This is a genomic window from Acidovorax sp. YS12 (genome assembly GCA_021496925.1).
Classification (GTDB): domain Bacteria; phylum Pseudomonadota; class Gammaproteobacteria; order Burkholderiales; family Burkholderiaceae_C; genus Paenacidovorax.
The window spans coordinates 1,795,165-1,810,631 of the sequence record CP053915.1 but is presented as its reverse complement, the minus strand read 5'-3'; the positions used below and the strand labels follow the sequence as shown (position 1 = coordinate 1,810,631).

The window sequence follows — 15,467 nt, the reverse complement described above, 5'->3', positions numbered from 1 at the left end:
CGCTGCCTAAGCTGCCTGGTGTTTGTTCGCCAACGTGGCGAAACGGGTTCATCACCATGCCGCTTCCCTCCCTCCTGCCGGCGCGCTGTGACTGGCGCGCGCCTCCTGTCTTGCTCCTTGCCGCCTTGGCCATGGCCGCCGAGGGCGCGCCGCTGATTGCCTGGACGCCCGCCCAGGCCGAGGCCGCAGGCGTGCGCACGCTCACGCTCGCCGCCGCGCCAGTGCAACCGGGCGCGGGCCTGGTGCTGCAGGGGCAGGTGGAGCTGCCGCCCCAGGCCACGGAGCTGCTCAGCGCGCCGCTGGCGGGCGTGGTGCAGCAGGTGCTGGTAGCGCCGGGCGAACGCGTGAAGGCAGGCCAGGCCGTGGCCCGCCTGCTGAGTCCCGAGCTGCTCGCATGGCAGCGCGAGCTGGCCCAGGCGCAGTCCCAGGCGCGGCTGGCGGCGAGCCGGCTGGCGCGCGACGCGCAATTGCATGCCGAAGGCATCATCCCCGCCCAGCGGTTGCAGGACAGCCGGGCGCAGGACGAACAGGCTCAGCTGGCCGTGCAGGAGCGCCGGCAGGCGCTGCAGTCCCTGGGCCTGGCGGGCGGCGGTCTGCAGCCGCAGGTGCTGCTGCGCGCCACGGCACCCGCCACGGTGCTGGAGGTCAGCGCCGTGCCCGGCCAGCGCCTCGATGCCGGCATGCCCGTGGCCCGGCTGGCGCGTTCCGGGCGCCTGGCCATCGTGCTGCACGCCACGCCCGGGCAGGCGCGCAGTCTGCGCGTGGGCGACGCCCTGGCGCTGGAGGGCTGCCGGGCCCCTGCGCGGCTGGCAGCCATCGTGCCGCAGGTGCTGGGGGCCAACCAGGCGGTTCAGGTGCGGGCGGATTTCACCGCTGCCGAGGACTGCTTGCGCCTGCAGCAGTTCGTGCAGGCCACCGTGCTGCCCGCGCCGGAAGAGGCAAACGCTGCGCCCGCAGGCCCCAGCGTGCCCGTGCAGGCCGTGGTGCGCCAGGACGGCAAGGCCTATGTGTTCGTGCGCAGCCCGCAGGGCTTCGTGCCGACGCCGGTGGCGCTGGACGGCGCGGCCCAGGGGGCCGGGCCGCAGGCCGTGCAGCCCGTGCGCGCGGGGCTGAAGACGGGCGATGAGGTGGCCGTGGGCGGCATTGCCGCGCTCAAGGGGGCCTGGCTGGGCCTGGGCCAGGAAGGCAAGGCGCCGTGATGCTGCAGCGCCTGATTGCCTTTGCCCTGGCGCAGCGCCTGCTGGTGGCGGTGCTGTCGCTGGGCCTGGTGGGGGCGGGCTGGCTGGCATTGCGCGAGCTGCCCATCGACGCCTTTCCGGACGTGTCCACCACCCAGGTCAAGATCATCCTCAAGGCCCCGGGCATGACGCCCTCGGAGGTCGAGGCGCGCATCGTCGCGCCCGTCGAGCAGGAGCTGCTGGGCATTGCGCACCAGTCCATGCTGCGCTCGCAGGCCAAGTACGCCATTGCCGACATCACGCTCGACTTTGCCGACGGCACCGACATCTACTGGGCGCGCCAGCAGGTCAGCGAGCGCCTGGCCGGCGTCATGGGCGACCTGCCGCCGGGCATCAGCGGCGGCCTGGCGCCCATCACCACGCCGCTGGGCGAGATGTTCATGTTCACCGTCGAGGGCGACGCCCCCCTGGCCGAAAAGCGCAAGCTGCTCGATTTCGTCATCCGCCCGCGCCTGCGCGGCATTCCCGGCGTGGCCGACGTGAACACGCTCGGCGGGCTGGTGCAGACCTTCGAGGTGGTGCCCGACATGGCCCGGCTCGCGGCACGGCGCGTGTCGCTGCCGCAGTTGCAAGAGGCCCTGGCCGCCAACAACCGCAACGACGGCGCGGGGCGCCTGTCCAGCGGCGAAGAGTCGCTGCTGGTGCGCAGCGACGGCAGCATTACCAGCCTGGACGACCTGCGCGCCATTGCCGTGCGCGTGCAGGACGGCCTGGCCCTGGCCGCCCCGGTGCGCGTGGGCGACGTGGCCGAGGTGCGCCTGGGCGCGCTCACGCGCTACGGCAGCGTCACGCAGAATGGCCAGGGCGAGGCCGTGCAGGGCCTGGTGCTGGGCCTGCGCGGCGCCAACGCGCGCCAGTTGGTGCACGACGTGCAGGCGCGCCTGCAGGAGATCGAAGCCAGCCTGCCCGAGGGCATGGCGATCGTGCCGTTCTACAACCGCGGCAGTCTGGTCGAGCGCGCCGTGGGCACGGTGACCAAGGCGCTGGCCGAGGCCATCGCCCTGGTGCTGGTCCTGCTGCTGCTGTTCCTGGGCAACCTGCGCGCGGCGCTGGTGGTGGCGCTCATCCTGCCGCTGTCGGCCTTGGCCACGTTCGTGCTCATGCGCCAGTGGGGGCTGTCGGCCAACCTCATGTCGCTGGGCGGCCTGGCCATTGCCATCGGCATGCTGGTCGATGCCGCCGTGGTGGTGGTGGAAAACATCGAGGCGCGCCCGGTGGAGCCGGGCACGCCGCGCCTGCACGCGCTGTACCGCGCCACGCAGGAGGTGGCCACGCCCGTGGGCGCGGGCGTGGCCATCATCATGATCGTGTTCCTGCCGCTGCTCACCCTGCAGGGGCTGGAGGGCAAGCTGTTCGGCCCCGTGGCGCTGACCATCGTGTTTGCGCTGGGCGCGTCGCTGCTGCTGTCGCTCACGGTGATCCCGGTGCTGGCCTCGCTGCTGCTGCGCCCGCATGCGCCCGGCCGCCACGCCAGCCCGTGGCTGGTGCGCAGGCTCGAAGCGGGCTATGCCCCGCTGCTCGACGCCGCGCTGCGCCACCCGCGCGCGGTGGGGGCGGGGGCCGTGCTGGCGCTGGCGGGTGCGCTGGCGCTGTTCCCGTTCATCGGCAAGTCGTTCATGCCGTCGCTGGACGAAGGCGACATCATCATGCAGGTGGAAAAGCTGCCTTCCATCAACCTGGAGCAGTCGGCCGCCACCGACCAGGCGCTGCAGCGCCACATCCTGGCGCAGGTGCCCGAGGTCGAGCGCATCGTGGCCCGCGTGGGCTCCGACGAGCTGGGGCTCGACCCCATGGGGCTGAACGAAACCGACAGTTTCCTGGTGCTCAAGCCGCGTGCCGCGTGGCGCTTCAAGACCAAGGAGGAACTCATCGACGCCATCCGCGCCGCCGCCGAGGCCGTGCCCGGCGTGAACCTGAGCTTCACCCAGCCGATCGAGATGCGCACCTCCGAAATGCTCTCGGGCGTGCGCGGCGACCTGGCCGTGAAGGTCTTCGGGCCGCAGGCGCAAGAGCTCTCGCGCCTGGCCGAGGACATCGTGCAGGTGCTGCAGGGCCTGCCAGGCAATGAGGACGTGCTCACCACCAAGAACGACGGCGTGCAGTACCTGCGCGTGGCCATCGACCGCCTCGCCGTTGGCCGCCTGGGGCTGACGGTGGAGCAGGTGCAAAACGACCTGCGCACGCTGGTCGAAGGCCAGCGCGCGGGCGTGGTCATGCAGGACGCGCGCCGCGTCCCCCTGGTGGTGCGCGGCGGCGACGACCTGCGCCTGTCGCCCGAGCGCTTTGCCGCGCTGCGCCTGCCCGTGCCGGGCGGTGAGCCGGTGGCGCTGTCGCAGCTGGCGCGGCTGGAGGTGGTGGACGGCCCGGTGAAGATCGAGCGCGAGCAGTCCTCGCGCATGGCCGTGGTGCGTGCCAACGTGCGCGGCCGCGACCTGGTGGGCTTCGTGGCCGAGGCCCAGGCCGCAGTGGCCCGGCAGGTCAAGCTGCCGCCGGGCTACAGCCTGGCCTGGGGCGGGCAGTTCGAGAACCAGCAGCGCGCCGCCGCGCGCCTGGGCCTGGTGGTGCCGGTGGCGCTGGCCCTCATCGTCGGCCTGCTGTTCGCCACCCTGGGCAGCTTGCGCCAGGCGCTGCTGGTGTTCGCCAACATTCCGCTGGCCCTGGTGGGCGGCATCGTGGCCCTGGCGCTCACGGGCGAGTACCTGTCGGTGCCCGCGTCGGTGGGCTTCATCGCGCTCATGGGCATTGCCGTGCTCAACGGCCTGGTGCTGGTCACCTGCTTCAACCAGCTGGCGGCGCGTGGCCTGCCCATCCATGAGGTGGTGCGCCAGGGCGCGCTGCGCCGCCTGCGCCCGGTGCTGATGACGGCCAGCATTACCGCGCTGGGGCTGATTCCGCTGCTGCTGGCCACCGGGCCGGGCTCGGAAATCCAGCGTCCCCTGGCCATCGTGGTGATTGGCGGGCTGGTCAGCTCCACCCTGCTCACGCTGGTGCTGCTGCCGCTGCTGTACCGCCGCTTTGGCCTCTCCACTCCTTCCACGCGCGCCGCAGGCGCTGTTTCACCATGACTGCCGAACCCGCATTGCCCACCCCCGACTGCCTGCTCACCCTGGCGCTGCCCGTGGCCCTGGAGGAAGACGTGCTCGACCTGCTGCGCACCCTGCCGCACATGGCTCCGGGCTTCACCCTGGTGCCGGCGCAGGGCATGGGGGCGCACATCCACCTGGCCTCGTCCATGGAGCAGGTGCAGGGGCGCGCGCGCCGTGTGCTGGTGCAACTGGCCGTGGCGCAAAGCCAGGTGCCCCCGCTGATCGGCGCACTGCGCCAGGCCCTGCCGACTCCGCAGATCGCCTACTGGGCCGCGCCGCTGCTGGCCTTTGGCCGCCTTGGGAGCCTGCCATGAGGCGTACCACGGCCCGTTGCCTCACGGCGCTGGCCTGTGCCGCCGCGCTGGCCTGCGGCGCCCGCGCCCAGGAGATGCCGGCGCAGGTGCTGCCGCCCCCCGCCACCGTGCAGCAGGTGCTCGCGCAATGGCCCCAGGTGCGTGCCGCCGGTGCGGGCCTGGCCCTGGCCCAGGCGCGTGGCGAGCGCCTGCGCGCCGGCCCCCACGACTGGGTGGCCAAGGCCGGCGCCAGCCAGCGCCGCGAGCAGGGCGGCACACGCTATGCGGAAACCGAGGTGGGCCTGGAAACCGGCATGCGCTGGCCCGGCAAGGTGGCGGCCGACCGCCAACTGGGCTCGGCCGCCGAGCAGGTGGCCGTGCTCGCCCAGGCCGACGCCTGGCACGAGGCCGCGCGCACCCTGCTGGCCGACTGGTTCGATGCCCTGCGCGCCGCGCGCACCGCCCAACTGCTGCGGGTCCAGGAGGCGCTGATGGCGCGCACGCTTGCCGCCATGCAGCGCCGTGTGGACCTGGGCGAGGCGGCCACGCTCGAATGGCTCGCCACCCAGGCCGAGCATGCCCGCGTGCAGGCCCAGGCCCGCCGCGCCGAGGCCCAGGACACGCTGGGCCGCCAGGGCCTGCTGCGCCGCTACCCCGGCCTGCCCGACCCGGCCAGCCTGCTGCCGCCGGACGACGCGCCCTGGCCCGCCGGGGCCCCGGCGGGCGATGCGCGTGGCCCGGACGATGCCACGGCCTGGGTGGCGCGCATTCTTGACGACAACCACGAACTGGAGCTGGCCGAGGCGCAGGCCGGGCAGGCCCGCCTGCAGGCCGAGCGCACGCACCTCGAGCGCACCCCCGACCCCACGGTGGGCGTGCGCGCCACGCGCGAGCGTGGCGGGCAGGAGCATGTGCTGGGCGTCTACCTCTCGCTGCCCCTGGGGAGCGCAGGGCGCCGTGCCGACGCGCAAGCCGCTTTGGCCCAGGCCGAAGTGGCGCGGCAGGAACTGGCACGCACGCGCCAGCGCGTCGAGGCCGAAGCCTGGCGCGTGGTGGGCGAGGCCGCGCAGGCCCGCGCCACGCTGGCCCAGCAGCGCCAGGCCCTGGCCTACAGCGAGAAAAGCGCGGCGCTGCAGGCCCGCGCCTACGCCCTGGGGGAGAGCGGCCTGGGCGACTGGCTGCTGGCGCAGCGTGGCGCCCTGGACGCCCGCCTGGCGGCGGAAACGGCCGCGCTGGATGCCCAGCAGGCGCAGGCCCGCATGCTGCTCGACGCGCACCGCATGTGGACGCCCCCGGGCCATGGCACGCCCGATGGCGGGCCTTGATGGGTTGCTATTGAAAAGAGAGCTGCCAGCGCTTGCCAGATAAGCGCTGGGGGCCAAAAGCCTTCAAATTCCAGGCGAGGCGGGCTGATCCGCCGCGCGCAGCACCAGGGCGGCGCGCAGCCCCTGGGCCTGCCCTGGCGGCGGCGACTGCAGCACCAGCGTGCCGCCCTGGCGCTGCACGATGGTGGACACGATCGACAGGCCCAGCCCGTAGCCCGGCACATGCGCCGCCGCCGCGCTGCGGGCCGGGGGCGTGTGGCCGTTGCGCTGGTGGCGCTGCCGCAGCGCGTGCGCGCGCTCGGGCGAGAGCCCGGGGCCCTCGTCGCTGACGCTGCAGGTGGCAGGCGCCTCCACCGCGATCGTCACCGGCCCGCCGGGGGCGTAGCGCACGGCGTTTTCCACCAGGTTGCGCAGTGCGATGGCCAGCGCGTCGAAATCGCCGCGCACCCATACGTCCTCGCTCTCGGGCAGCATCAGGTGCAGGCGCTGCAGCAGCGCGGGGTCGGACCAGAATTCCTGCGCCACCACGGCGGCCAACTGGCCCAGGTTCACGCGCTCCTGCGCCAGGGCCGCGCCCGACTCGGCGCGCGAGAGCTGCAGCAGCTTTTCGCTGCGCCGGCCCAACTGGTCGAGCGCGTCCAGCGCTTCTTCCACGCGCTGGCGCGCGGGGCCGTCCGCCACCTGTGCCAGCGCGGTCTGCAGGCGCAGGCGCACGGTGGCCAGGGGGGTGCGCAGCTCGTGGGCGGCGTTGGCGGCCAGGGCGCGTTCGGTGTCCAGCGCGCCTTCGAGGCGCTGCAGCAGGTGGTTGGCGCTGCCCACGATGGTTTGCAGCTCGGTGGGCAGGGGCTGCGCTGGCGCTAGCGGGGCCAGGTGCCTGCCGTCGCGCTGCTGCAGTTCGCGGGCGATCTGCCCGGCAGGCGCGAGCACGCGCTGGGTGACGGCGCGGATCAGCCAGCCCAGCAGCGGCAGCACCACCAGCAGCGGCACCAGCAGGCCCAGCAGCGTGCGCGTGCGCGTGGCCTGGCGGTGCGCCAGCGGGTCGCCCGCGTGGATGTACATGGGCAGGCTGGGGTGGGCCAGGGTGTAGATGCGCAGGCCGGCGTATTCGTGAAAGCCGGTGTCCAGCGGCACCGGCAAGGGGTAGTGCGGCGCGTCGGCCGAGCGCAGCAGCAGCTCGTTGTCGGTGTTCACCACCTGGTACAGCAGCACGTCGTGCTTGGCGCCGTGCAACTGGCTGTGCGGCACCTCCAGCCGGAACAGCGTGCCGTCGCGTTCGGAGGGCTTCTCGTGGTTGCGCGCATCGTGCGCCGCCAGGTCGAGCAGGCGTTCCGCGCTCTCGACCAGCCCGGCGTCGAGCTGCTCGGCCAGCTCATGCTGCACATACCAGGCCACGCCCAGGCTGATGGCCACCCACACCAGCGCCACCCAGGGCAGCAGGGCGCGCGTGAGCGACCAGGACAGGCTGCGCTGCTTCATGTGCCAGGGGCGGCGGTGTTGAGCTTGTAGCCCAGGCCGCGCAGGGTCTGGATGCGCTCGCGCCCGATCTTGCGGCGCAGGTTGCTGATGAACACTTCCAGCGTGTTGCTGCTGGCGTCGGCGTCCAGGCCATACAGGGCGTCGAGCAGGCTCTCGCGCGGGTGGATGCGGTCGGGCCGCTGCGCCAGCACGCGCAGCACGGCCCATTCCTTGGCGGTCAGCTCCACCGCCTGGCCGTCGAGCTGCACCGCCGTGCGGCCCAGGTCGATGGCCAGGCCGGGCAGTTGCAGCACGGCGCTGGCGGCGCCGCTGCGCCGGCGCTCCACGGCGCGCAGGCGCGCCAGCAGCTCATCGGGGTCGTAGGGCTTGACGAGGTAGTCGTCGGCCCCCGCGTCCAGGCCCTGGATGCGGTCGGTGATCTGGTCGCGCGCGGTGAGCACGATGACGGCCGCCTCGGGCAGGCGCGCGCGCAGCAGGGGCAGCAGCGCCAGGCCTTCGCCGTCGGGCAGTTGCCAGTCCAGCAGCACGGCGCCCCAGTGGGCCAGCGGCAGCAGGGCGCGCGCGGCCTGCAGGCTGGCGGCGCGCTCGCACACGAAGCCCTTGGCGCCGAGGAATTCGGCCAGGGCGCTGGCCAGGGGGTGGTCGTCTTCGACCAGCAGGATGCGCATCGCAGCTCAGCGCCCGCGCAGGAACAGCGCGTCCAGCTCTTTCATCGTGAGCTGGCGCCAGGTGGGCCGGCCGTGGTTGCACTGGTCGCTGCGGTCGGTGGTTTCCATCTGGCGCAGCAGGGCGTTCATCTCGTCCAGCGTGAGTTTGCGGTTGGCGCGCACGGCGCCGTGGCAGGCCATGGTGGCCAGGATTTCATTGCGCGCGCGCTGCACCACGGTGGTGGCGTCGTGCGCGGCCAGCTCGGCCAGCACGCTGCGCGCCAACTCCACCGCGTCGCCCTGGGCCAGCGTGGTGGGCACGGCGCGCACGGCCAGGGTCTTGGGGGAGAAGGGCACGACCTCCAGGCCCAGCGTGGCCAGCACTTCGGCCGATTCCTCGGCCGTGGCCACTTCCTGCGCCGTGGCCGCGAAGGTGGCGGGGATCAGCAGCGGCTGGCTGGCAATGCGCGCGCCGCCGTCCACCTGGGCCTTGAGGCGTTCGTAGACGATGCGCTCGTGCGCGGCGTGCATGTCCACGATGACCATGCCCTGCGCGCTCTCGGCCAGGATGTAGACGCCGTGGATCTGCGCCACCGCGCGGCCCAGGGGCCATGCGGGTTCTTCGGCGGCGGGCGGCGCAGGCGTGGCCCAGGCCATGGGCGGCGGCTCTGCCACCCCCTGTGCGGGCGTGGCCGCAGGCGCCGCAGACGGCGTGGGCTGCCACAGCGCTTGCAGGTCGCTGACCTTGTGGCCGGGGCGCTCTTCAAATTTGATAGCTGCTTGCGCTTGTCTTGTAAGCGGTTCAGATGGTTTTCTATCTGAATCGCTTTCTGGTAAAGCGCTGGCAGCTACAAAAGGCGGAGCAAGCACCGCCGCGCGCGGTGCGGCCAGCGCGTTCTCCACAGCGTGGCGCACGGCCTGGTGCACCTCGCGGCTGTCGCGGAAGCGCACCTCGATCTTGGTGGGGTGCACGTTCACGTCCACGCGCGCCGGGTCGATCTCCACGTACAGCGCATAGACCGGCTGCTTCTGGCCGTGCAGCACGTCCTCGTAGGCGCTGCGTCCGGCGTGCGTGAGTACCTTGTCGCGCACGAAGCGGCCGTTGACGTAGCAGTACTGGTGGTCGGCGCGCGCGCGCGCGGCGTCGGGCAGGCCGGCGCGGCCCGTCACGGTGACGGGGCCGGCGCGGTGCTGCACGGCCACGGACTGGGTGACGAAGTCCTCGCCCAGCACGTCGGCCAGGCGGCGCGCCAGCGCGTCCGGTGCCTGCCCCGCGCCGGGCACGAAAGTGGCGCGCCACTGCTCCACCAGCTTGCCTTCGTGCCAGATGGCGAAGCCCACGTCGGGCCGCGCCAGCGCGTGGCGGCGCACGGCCTCGACGCAGTGCGCGAGTTCGGTGGCGTCGCTCTTGAGGAACTTGCGCCGCGCCGGGGTGGAGAAGAACAGCTCCTTGACCTCCACCGTGGTGCCGTGGCTGCGCGCCGCGGGGCGGATCTCGCCGCTGCGCGCGTCGAGCAGGAAGGCGCTGGCCTGCGCCTGCGGGCGCGACAGCAGCGCCGTTTCCGACACCGAGGCGATGGCCGCCAGCGCCTCGCCGCGAAAGCCCATGGTGGCCACGGTCTCCAGGTCGTGCAGGCTGGTGATCTTGCTCGTGGCGTGGCGGCGCAGCGCCACCGGCAGCTCGTCCTGCGGAATGCCGCAGCCGTCGTCCTCGACGCTGATGAGGCGCACCCCGCCCGCCAGCAGCCGCACGGTGATGGCGCTGGCGCCTGAATCCAGCGCGTTGTCCACCAGCTCGCGCACCACCGAGGCGGGGCGCTCGACCACCTCGCCCGCGGCGATCTGGCTGATCAGCTCGTCGGGCAGGTCGCGGATGGGGCGGCGGGGGAGCGGGGCCGGAGCGCCGGCGGCGGGGAGGGGGGGGCTTGCATTCACCGGGGGAATTCTAGGAGCTGCGGATAATGCGCGCTTTGCCCTTGGGCGCACCGCGTTTTTTCATGGAACTCGTCAGCTTTCTCATCGACTTCATCCTGCATGTGGACAAGTACCTGGAGGCCTTCGTCGCCAACTACGGCGCCTGGGTGTACGCGCTGCTGTTCCTCATCGTCTTCGTGGAGACGGGCGTGGTGGTCATGCCCTTCCTGCCGGGCGACTCGCTGCTGTTCATCGTCGGCGCGCTCAGCGGCGCGGGGCTGCTGAACTTCCCGCTGGCCTGCGCCATCCTGCTGGTGGCGGCCATCCTGGGCGACCAGTGCAACTACACCATCGGGCGCTATTTCGGGCCGAAGGTGTTCCAGTGGGAGGATTCGCGCTGGTTCAACAAGCGGGCCTTCGACCAGGCGCATGCGTTCTACGAGCGCTACGGCGGCATCACCATCGTGCTGGCGCGCTTCATGCCCTTCATCCGCACCTTCGCGCCCTTCGTGGCGGGCGTGGCAGCCATGGGCCGGGGCAAGTTCTCGGCCTACAACGTGGGCGGCGCGCTGGTGTGGGTGCTGGGCATCTGCACGGCGGGCTATTTCTTCGGCAACCTGCCCTGGGTGCGCCAGCACCTGGAGAAGATCATCTGGGGCCTGATCCTGGTGCCGGGGCTGATCGCCCTCTTCGGCGCCTGGCGCGCCGGGCGTAAAACGGCGTAACCATTTCGCTTCGCCAGAAACAACATCGCCCGCGCGTGGCGGGCGAAAAGGGCCGGCGGCGGGTGTTTCAGCGGCGCCTGGATTTGCTCATTTCGTTGCCGATCACCGCGCCCGCTGCGGCACCGCCCACGGTACCCAGCGGGCCGCCGAACAGCACATGGCCCGCCACGCCGCCAGCGACGGCACCTGCGGCGGTACCCAACTGGTTGTGGGTCGGTGCGCTGGCGCAGCCGCCCAGGGCAAATGCGGATGCCAGCGTGGTCACGGCAAGCAGGTAACGGGTCTTCAGCACGGTGTTCTCCTTCTGGGGGTTCAAGAGGCCTTCACTGTAGGCCTCTTGATAGGAGCGCCTGTTACCAGCCGTGTCGCCTGGCGGGTCAGGCCAGCGGCGCGTTGCGGTAGGCCATGGGCGTTTCGGGCACGGGGTAGCCGGCCGTGCCGAAGGTCTCGACGATGGCCTTGTGCGTGTCGAAATAGACCTGCCAGTAGTGGTCGGTGTGCGTGTAGGGGCGCACGCACAGCTTCGGGCCCTCGGGGGTGAATTCCAGGATCTCGATGTCGGGCGCCGGGCTGGCCGCCACGTTGGGGATGGCGGCGATCACCGGCCTGAGGCGCGCGATGGCGTCCAGCGGGTTCACGCTGTTGGCGACCTTGGCCACGCAGTCCACGCGGCGCACGGGCAGGGCGCTGTAGTTCTGGATGTTGTCGGCGAAGATCTTGCCGTTGCCCACCACGGTCATCACGTTGTCGGGCGTGGTCAGGGTGGTGGCGAACAGGCCCAGCTCCGTCACCGTGCCGACCACGCCGCCCGCGCTGATGAAGTCGCCCACCTTGTAGGGACGCAGCACCTGCATGAAGACCCCGGCGGCGAAGTTGCCCAGCATGCCGCTCCAGGCCGCGCCGATGGCCAGGCCCGCGCCCGCCAGCAGCGCGGCGAACGAGGTGGTCTTGACGCCGAAGATGTCCAGGATCGCCAGGATCAGGATGACGTTGAGCACCACCGAGGTGATGGACTTGAGGTAGTTCGCCAGCGTGGCGTCGATCTTGCCGCCGCGCGCCAGCAGCTTGCCCATCAGGCCGACAGCCAGCGCGATCAGCCAGCGGCCCACGATCCAGGCAGCGATGGCCGTGAGCAGCTTGATGCCGAACTCCGTGCCCTGGGTGGAGAGGAAGTGCCAGATGTCCTGCGTGTTCATGGTCGCTCCGGGTGAAGATGAAGAAACGCACGAGTGTAGGCAGCGCCTCAGCGGCCGAATGTGGACAACTGTGAACCGGCCCGGGCCCGGGCCCGGCCCGGCGCAGTCATACCGTGCGGCTGCGCGCCAGCGGCGGGTTCTTGGCGAAGTAGCGCTGTATGCCGCGCATCAGCGCGTCGGCCAGTTGCACCTGGTAGGCCGCCGAGCGCAGCTTGGCCTCTTCCTCGGGGTTGCTGATGAAGGCGGTCTCCACCAGCACGCTGGGGATGTCGGGCGCCTTGAGCACGGCGAAGCCGGCCTGCTCCACGCGCGGCTTGTGCAGCCGGGCCATGCCGCCGATCTCGCCCAGCAGCACGCTGCCGAGCTTGAGGCTGTCGTTGATCTGGGCCGTGGTGCTCATGTCCAGCAGGGCGCGCTGCACGTGCTGGTCCTGGCTCTTGACGTTCAGGCCGCCCACCAGGTCGGCCTGGTTTTCCTTGTTGGCCAGCCAGCGCGCCGCCGTGCTGGAGGCGCCGCTCTGGCTCAGGGCGAACACGCTGGCGCCGCGCGCGCTGGGCGTGGTGAAGGCGTCGGCGTGGATGGAGACGAACAGGTCGGCCTGCACGCGCCGGGCCTTCTCCACGCGCGTGCCCAGGGGCACGAAATAGTCGCCGTCGCGTGTGAGGAAGGCGCGCATGGGGTTGCCGCCGACGCTGGCGGCGTTGATGCGCTCGCGCAGCAGGTGCGCCACTTTCAGCACCACGTCCTTCTCGCGCGTGCCGCCGGGGCCGATGGCGCCGGGGTCTTCACCGCCATGGCCGGGGTCGAGGGCCACGATGATGAGCCGGTCGGTCTGCCGCCCGCCGGCGGGCGCGCGCGGCGCCGGGCTGGGGGGGGGCGCGGCCGCTACCGGGGGGCTGGGGGGCGGTGCGGGCGGCTTGGCGGGTTCGGGGCGCTGGCCATGCTGCGCGATCAAGTCGCCCAGCGGATCTGCTGGCTGGGGCGAGGCGGCTTCGGCATGCGGCGCGGAGGCAGAGGGCGTGTCGTTCAAATGCTCGGCGATCAGCGCTTCGAGCGGATCGACCGATTTCGCCGGGTACAGGTCGAACACCAGGCGGTGCTGGTAGGCGGCCACGGGCGTGAGCGTGAACACCTGGGGCACCGCTGCCTGCTTCAGGTCGATCACCAGGCGCACCACGCCGGGGGCGTTCTGGCCCACGCGGATGCCCGCGATGTTCGGGTCGTCGGCGCGCACCTTGGCCACCAGTTCGCGCAGCGCGGGGTTCAGGTCGATGCCCTCGATGTCCACGGCCAGGCGCGGCGGCTGGGGCACGAAGAACTGCTTGGCCACGAGCTTGGCGTCGGACTCGATGGTGACGCGCGAGTATTCGGGGGCCGGCCACACGCGCACGGCGACGATGGTGGCGCCGCGGGCGATTTGCTGCACGCCCAGCAGCAGCACCAGGCTGCCCCGGCGCAGCAGCGCACGGCGGGCCTGGCTGGCGGGCTTGGGCCCCTTCATGGCTGCAGCCCTTCCAGCAGGGCCTGGCCCGGCGCGGTGAACGCTTTCAACGTGGCATGCCGCTGCATTTCGTCGATTGCTTCCAGATAGATAGCTAGATCCGCAGGCGGGGCAAGCCCCGCCGCCTTTTCCGGCCATTCTGCCAGCTTGAGGCCGGGCGTGGCGAAGATGTCGCGCAAGCCGGCATCCTCCCATTCGCGCGGATCGTCGAAGCGGTAGAAGTCGAAGTGCCAGATGGCCAGCCCTCCCGCCTCGTGCGGCTCCACCACGGCATAGGTGGGGCTTTTAATCCGGCCCTGCACGCCCAGCGCCCGCAGCAGGTGGCGCACCAGCGTGGTCTTGCCCGCGCCCAGGTCGCCGTGCAGGGTGATGTAGGCATGGGCCAGTTGCGGCCGGGCGGCCAGCCTGCGGGCCCACGCCGCGGTGTCGTCCTCGCTGTGCCAGGTGGCATGTGCCACGGCCAGGGCGGGGGCGCTTTCTACAATCGGGCGATGGTGCAGGACGGAAGTCAATGGGTTCCTCGGATTCAGGAGTGGGCGCGCGAGCTGGGATTTTCCCAAATCGGCGTCACGGGTGTGGACTTGTCTTCGGCAGAACCTGGATTGATGCAATGGCTGGCCCAGGGGTTCCATGGCGACATGCACTACATGGCCGCCCACGGCCTGAAGCGCGCGCGGCCGGCCGAACTGGTGCCCGGCACGGTGAGCGTCATCACGGCGCGCATGGACTACCTTCCGCGCACCACCCCCGAGGGCTGGCAGGCCGTGGAATGGGAGCGCCTGCGGCGCCCCGGGGAGGCCATCGTCTCGGTCTACGCCCGGGGGCGGGACTACCACAAGGTGCTGCGCGCGCGCCTGCAAAAGCTCGCCGACCGCATCGCCGAGGCCGCCGGGCCCTTCGGCCACCGGGTCTTCACCGACTCCGCCCCGGTGCTGGAGGCCGAGCTGGCGCGGCGCAGCGGACAGGGCTGGCGCGGCAAGCACACGCTGGTGCTCTCGCGCGAGGCCGGGTCGATGTTCTTCCTGGGCGAGATCTACGTGGACATGGCGCTGGCGCCCACGGCGCCGGTCACGGCGCATTGCGGCAGCTGCCAGGCTTGCATGGATGCGTGCCCCACGCAGGCCATCGTGGCGCCGCACCGCGTCGATGCGCGCCGCTGCATCTCCTACCTGACCATCGAGCATGCGGGGGAGATTCCGCTCGCATTGCGCCCGCGCATGGGCAACCGCATCTATGGCTGCGATGACTGCCAGCTCGTCTGCCCGTGGAACAAGTTCGCGCAGCCCAGCCCATTGCCCGACTTCGACGCGCGCGCTGGGCTGACGGGGCAGCAGCTCGTGCACCTGTTCGGCTGGGATGAGGCGACCTTCCTGCGCCAGACGGAGGGCGGCCCGATCCGCCGCATTGGCCATGAGCGCTGGCTGCGCAACGTCGCCGTGGCGCTGGGCAACGCGCTGCGCGCCACGGGCGACCCGGCCGTGCGCGCGGCGCTGCAGGCGCGCGCGCAGGACGCCAGCGCGCTGGTGCGCGAGCACGTCGCCTGGGCCCTGGCGCAAGAGGCCGCGTGATACGGATTTGCCTTCAACCGTCTAACGTCGTTGGTTCGCCTTGCCGTGCTACAGCACTGATCGTAGGCTTCCCGCCTAGTTATGCGGTTGAATGCAAACCCGTATGAGGGTCAGCGCTATTCGGCTGCCTCGGCGCACCACTGGGCCAGCAGCGACTCCCTGCGCTCCTGCGGCAGGCGCTCCACCGCCAGCAGCAGCGCGGCCACGTCGTCGTCTTCGCAGTACAGGTAGGCCAGCGGCACGCCCAGCGCCTGGGCGATCAGCTGGGCCGTCTTGACCGGCGGCTCGTGCGCGCCCAGCTCGTAGCGGCTGATCCGGGCCCGGCTGGCCGACTCGTCGATGCCTATCTCCACACCGACCCTCTCCTGCGGCCATCCCAAGGTTTCGCGCATTGACCGCATCCTGCGGCCAATGACGGTGCTGTCGTAGGCAGGCTCAGAACCCATGTCACGATTTTTGTGACTGTGTTGCCGTTAGTCGTCACGGAAAATGTGACAT

14 protein-coding genes are annotated in these 15,467 nt (G+C 71.7%); 6 read left to right on the top strand and 8 right to left on the bottom strand.

The window, feature by feature from the left end; genetic code table 11:
* Positions 1-131: 131 nt before the first annotated feature.
* From YS110_08165 to YS110_08150, 4 genes are read left to right on the top strand one after another with little or no spacing between them, the layout of a single operon-like run.
* Positions 132-1,199 carry an efflux RND transporter periplasmic adaptor subunit gene (locus YS110_08165; GenBank protein UJB67401.1) on the top strand — a complete coding sequence of 356 codons (1,068 nt, stop codon included), beginning with the start codon at positions 132-134 and terminating at the stop codon, positions 1,197-1,199.
* Positions 1,199-4,303: an efflux RND transporter permease subunit gene (locus YS110_08160; GenBank protein UJB64716.1), complete on the top strand. Its 3,105-nt coding sequence runs from the start codon at positions 1,199-1,201 to the stop codon at positions 4,301-4,303. The genes YS110_08165 and YS110_08160 overlap by 1 nt, the downstream gene beginning before the upstream one ends.
* Positions 4,300-4,638, top strand: a complete 339-nt coding sequence (locus tag YS110_08155) for a DUF3240 family protein (protein ID UJB64715.1) — start codon at positions 4,300-4,302, stop codon at positions 4,636-4,638. Before YS110_08160 ends, YS110_08155 begins: the two co-directional genes overlap by 4 nt.
* A complete protein-coding gene (locus YS110_08150; GenBank protein UJB64714.1) occupies positions 4,635-5,942 on the top strand; it encodes a TolC family protein in 1,308 nt (435 codons plus the stop codon). Before YS110_08155 ends, YS110_08150 begins: the two co-directional genes overlap by 4 nt.
* Before the next feature lie 63 nt (positions 5,943-6,005).
* On the opposite strand, the gene YS110_08145 is transcribed toward YS110_08150, so the two are convergent.
* From YS110_08145 to mutL, 3 genes are read right to left on the bottom strand one after another with little or no spacing between them, the layout of a single operon-like run.
* Positions 6,006-7,418, bottom strand: coding sequence for a sensor histidine kinase N-terminal domain-containing protein (locus YS110_08145; GenBank protein UJB64713.1), 1,413 nt, complete (start codon positions 7,416-7,418; stop codon positions 6,006-6,008).
* Complete coding sequence (locus YS110_08140) at positions 7,415-8,086, bottom strand: response regulator transcription factor (GenBank protein ID UJB64712.1); 672 nt, start codon at positions 8,084-8,086, stop codon at positions 7,415-7,417. The genes YS110_08145 and YS110_08140 overlap by 4 nt, the downstream gene beginning before the upstream one ends.
* A gap of 6 nt (positions 8,087-8,092) precedes the next feature.
* Positions 8,093-10,000: a DNA mismatch repair endonuclease MutL gene (mutL, locus tag YS110_08135; protein ID UJB64711.1), complete on the bottom strand. Its 1,908-nt coding sequence runs from the start codon at positions 9,998-10,000 to the stop codon at positions 8,093-8,095.
* Positions 10,001-10,062: 62 nt separating this feature from the next.
* Here mutL and YS110_08130 point away from each other — a divergent pair, with 62 nt between their 5' ends.
* Positions 10,063-10,704, top strand: coding sequence for a DedA family protein (locus tag YS110_08130; GenBank protein ID UJB64710.1), 642 nt, complete (start codon positions 10,063-10,065; stop codon positions 10,702-10,704).
* Between the two features lie 67 nt (positions 10,705-10,771).
* On the opposite strand, the gene YS110_08125 is transcribed toward YS110_08130, so the two are convergent.
* The 4 genes from YS110_08125 to tsaE form a co-directional block, all read right to left on the bottom strand.
* Positions 10,772-10,993 (bottom strand): glycine zipper 2TM domain-containing protein, encoded by a 222-nt coding sequence (locus tag YS110_08125; protein ID UJB67400.1) that lies wholly within the window; start codon positions 10,991-10,993, stop codon positions 10,772-10,774.
* Between the two features lie 88 nt (positions 10,994-11,081).
* A complete protein-coding gene (locus YS110_08120) occupies positions 11,082-11,900 on the bottom strand; it encodes a mechanosensitive ion channel family protein (protein UJB64709.1) in 819 nt (272 codons plus the stop codon).
* A gap of 106 nt (positions 11,901-12,006) precedes the next feature.
* On the bottom strand, positions 12,007-13,401 hold the full coding sequence (locus YS110_08115) for an N-acetylmuramoyl-L-alanine amidase (GenBank protein UJB64708.1): 1,395 nt from the start codon (positions 13,399-13,401) through the stop codon (positions 12,007-12,009).
* Positions 13,398-13,913, bottom strand: coding sequence for a tRNA (adenosine(37)-N6)-threonylcarbamoyltransferase complex ATPase subunit type 1 TsaE (tsaE, locus tag YS110_08110; protein ID UJB64707.1), 516 nt, complete (start codon positions 13,911-13,913; stop codon positions 13,398-13,400). Before tsaE ends, YS110_08115 begins: the two co-directional genes overlap by 4 nt.
* Between tsaE and queG the strand changes: the two genes are divergently transcribed.
* Complete coding sequence (gene queG / locus YS110_08105) at positions 13,851-14,969, top strand: tRNA epoxyqueuosine(34) reductase QueG (protein ID UJB64706.1); 1,119 nt, start codon at positions 13,851-13,853, stop codon at positions 14,967-14,969. The two genes, tsaE and queG, sit on opposite strands and share 63 nt — an antisense overlap.
* 116 nt (positions 14,970-15,085) lie before the next feature.
* Here the strand turns inward: queG and YS110_08100 are convergent, their stop codons facing one another.
* Entirely contained in the window at positions 15,086-15,415 is a 330-nt protein-coding gene (locus tag YS110_08100) for a helix-turn-helix transcriptional regulator (GenBank protein UJB64705.1), read from the bottom strand.
* Positions 15,416-15,467 lie beyond the last annotated feature (52 nt).

Excerpts from the sequence above, each read along its gene's own strand:
- YS110_08145 (UJB64713.1), bottom strand. The coding sequence starts at position 7,418 with ATGAAGCAGCGCAGCCTGTCCTGGTCGCTCACGCGCGCCCTGCTGCCC.
- queG (UJB64706.1), top strand. The coding sequence starts at position 13,851 with ATGTGCCACGGCCAGGGCGGGGGCGCTTTCTACAATCGGGCGATGGTG.
- YS110_08130 (UJB64710.1), top strand. The coding sequence starts at position 10,063 with ATGGAACTCGTCAGCTTTCTCATCGACTTCATCCTGCATGTGGACAAG.
- YS110_08150 (UJB64714.1), top strand. The coding sequence starts at position 4,635 with ATGAGGCGTACCACGGCCCGTTGCCTCACGGCGCTGGCCTGTGCCGCC.
- YS110_08100 (UJB64705.1), bottom strand. The coding sequence starts at position 15,415 with ATGGGTTCTGAGCCTGCCTACGACAGCACCGTCATTGGCCGCAGGATG.
- YS110_08160 (UJB64716.1), top strand. The coding sequence starts at position 1,199 with ATGCTGCAGCGCCTGATTGCCTTTGCCCTGGCGCAGCGCCTGCTGGTG.
- YS110_08155 (UJB64715.1), top strand. The coding sequence starts at position 4,300 with ATGACTGCCGAACCCGCATTGCCCACCCCCGACTGCCTGCTCACCCTG.
- YS110_08120 (UJB64709.1), bottom strand. The coding sequence starts at position 11,900 with ATGAACACGCAGGACATCTGGCACTTCCTCTCCACCCAGGGCACGGAG.
- YS110_08140 (UJB64712.1), bottom strand. The coding sequence starts at position 8,086 with ATGCGCATCCTGCTGGTCGAAGACGACCACCCCCTGGCCAGCGCCCTG.
- YS110_08115 (UJB64708.1), bottom strand. The coding sequence starts at position 13,401 with ATGAAGGGGCCCAAGCCCGCCAGCCAGGCCCGCCGTGCGCTGCTGCGC.
- YS110_08165 (UJB67401.1), top strand. The coding sequence starts at position 132 with ATGGCCGCCGAGGGCGCGCCGCTGATTGCCTGGACGCCCGCCCAGGCC.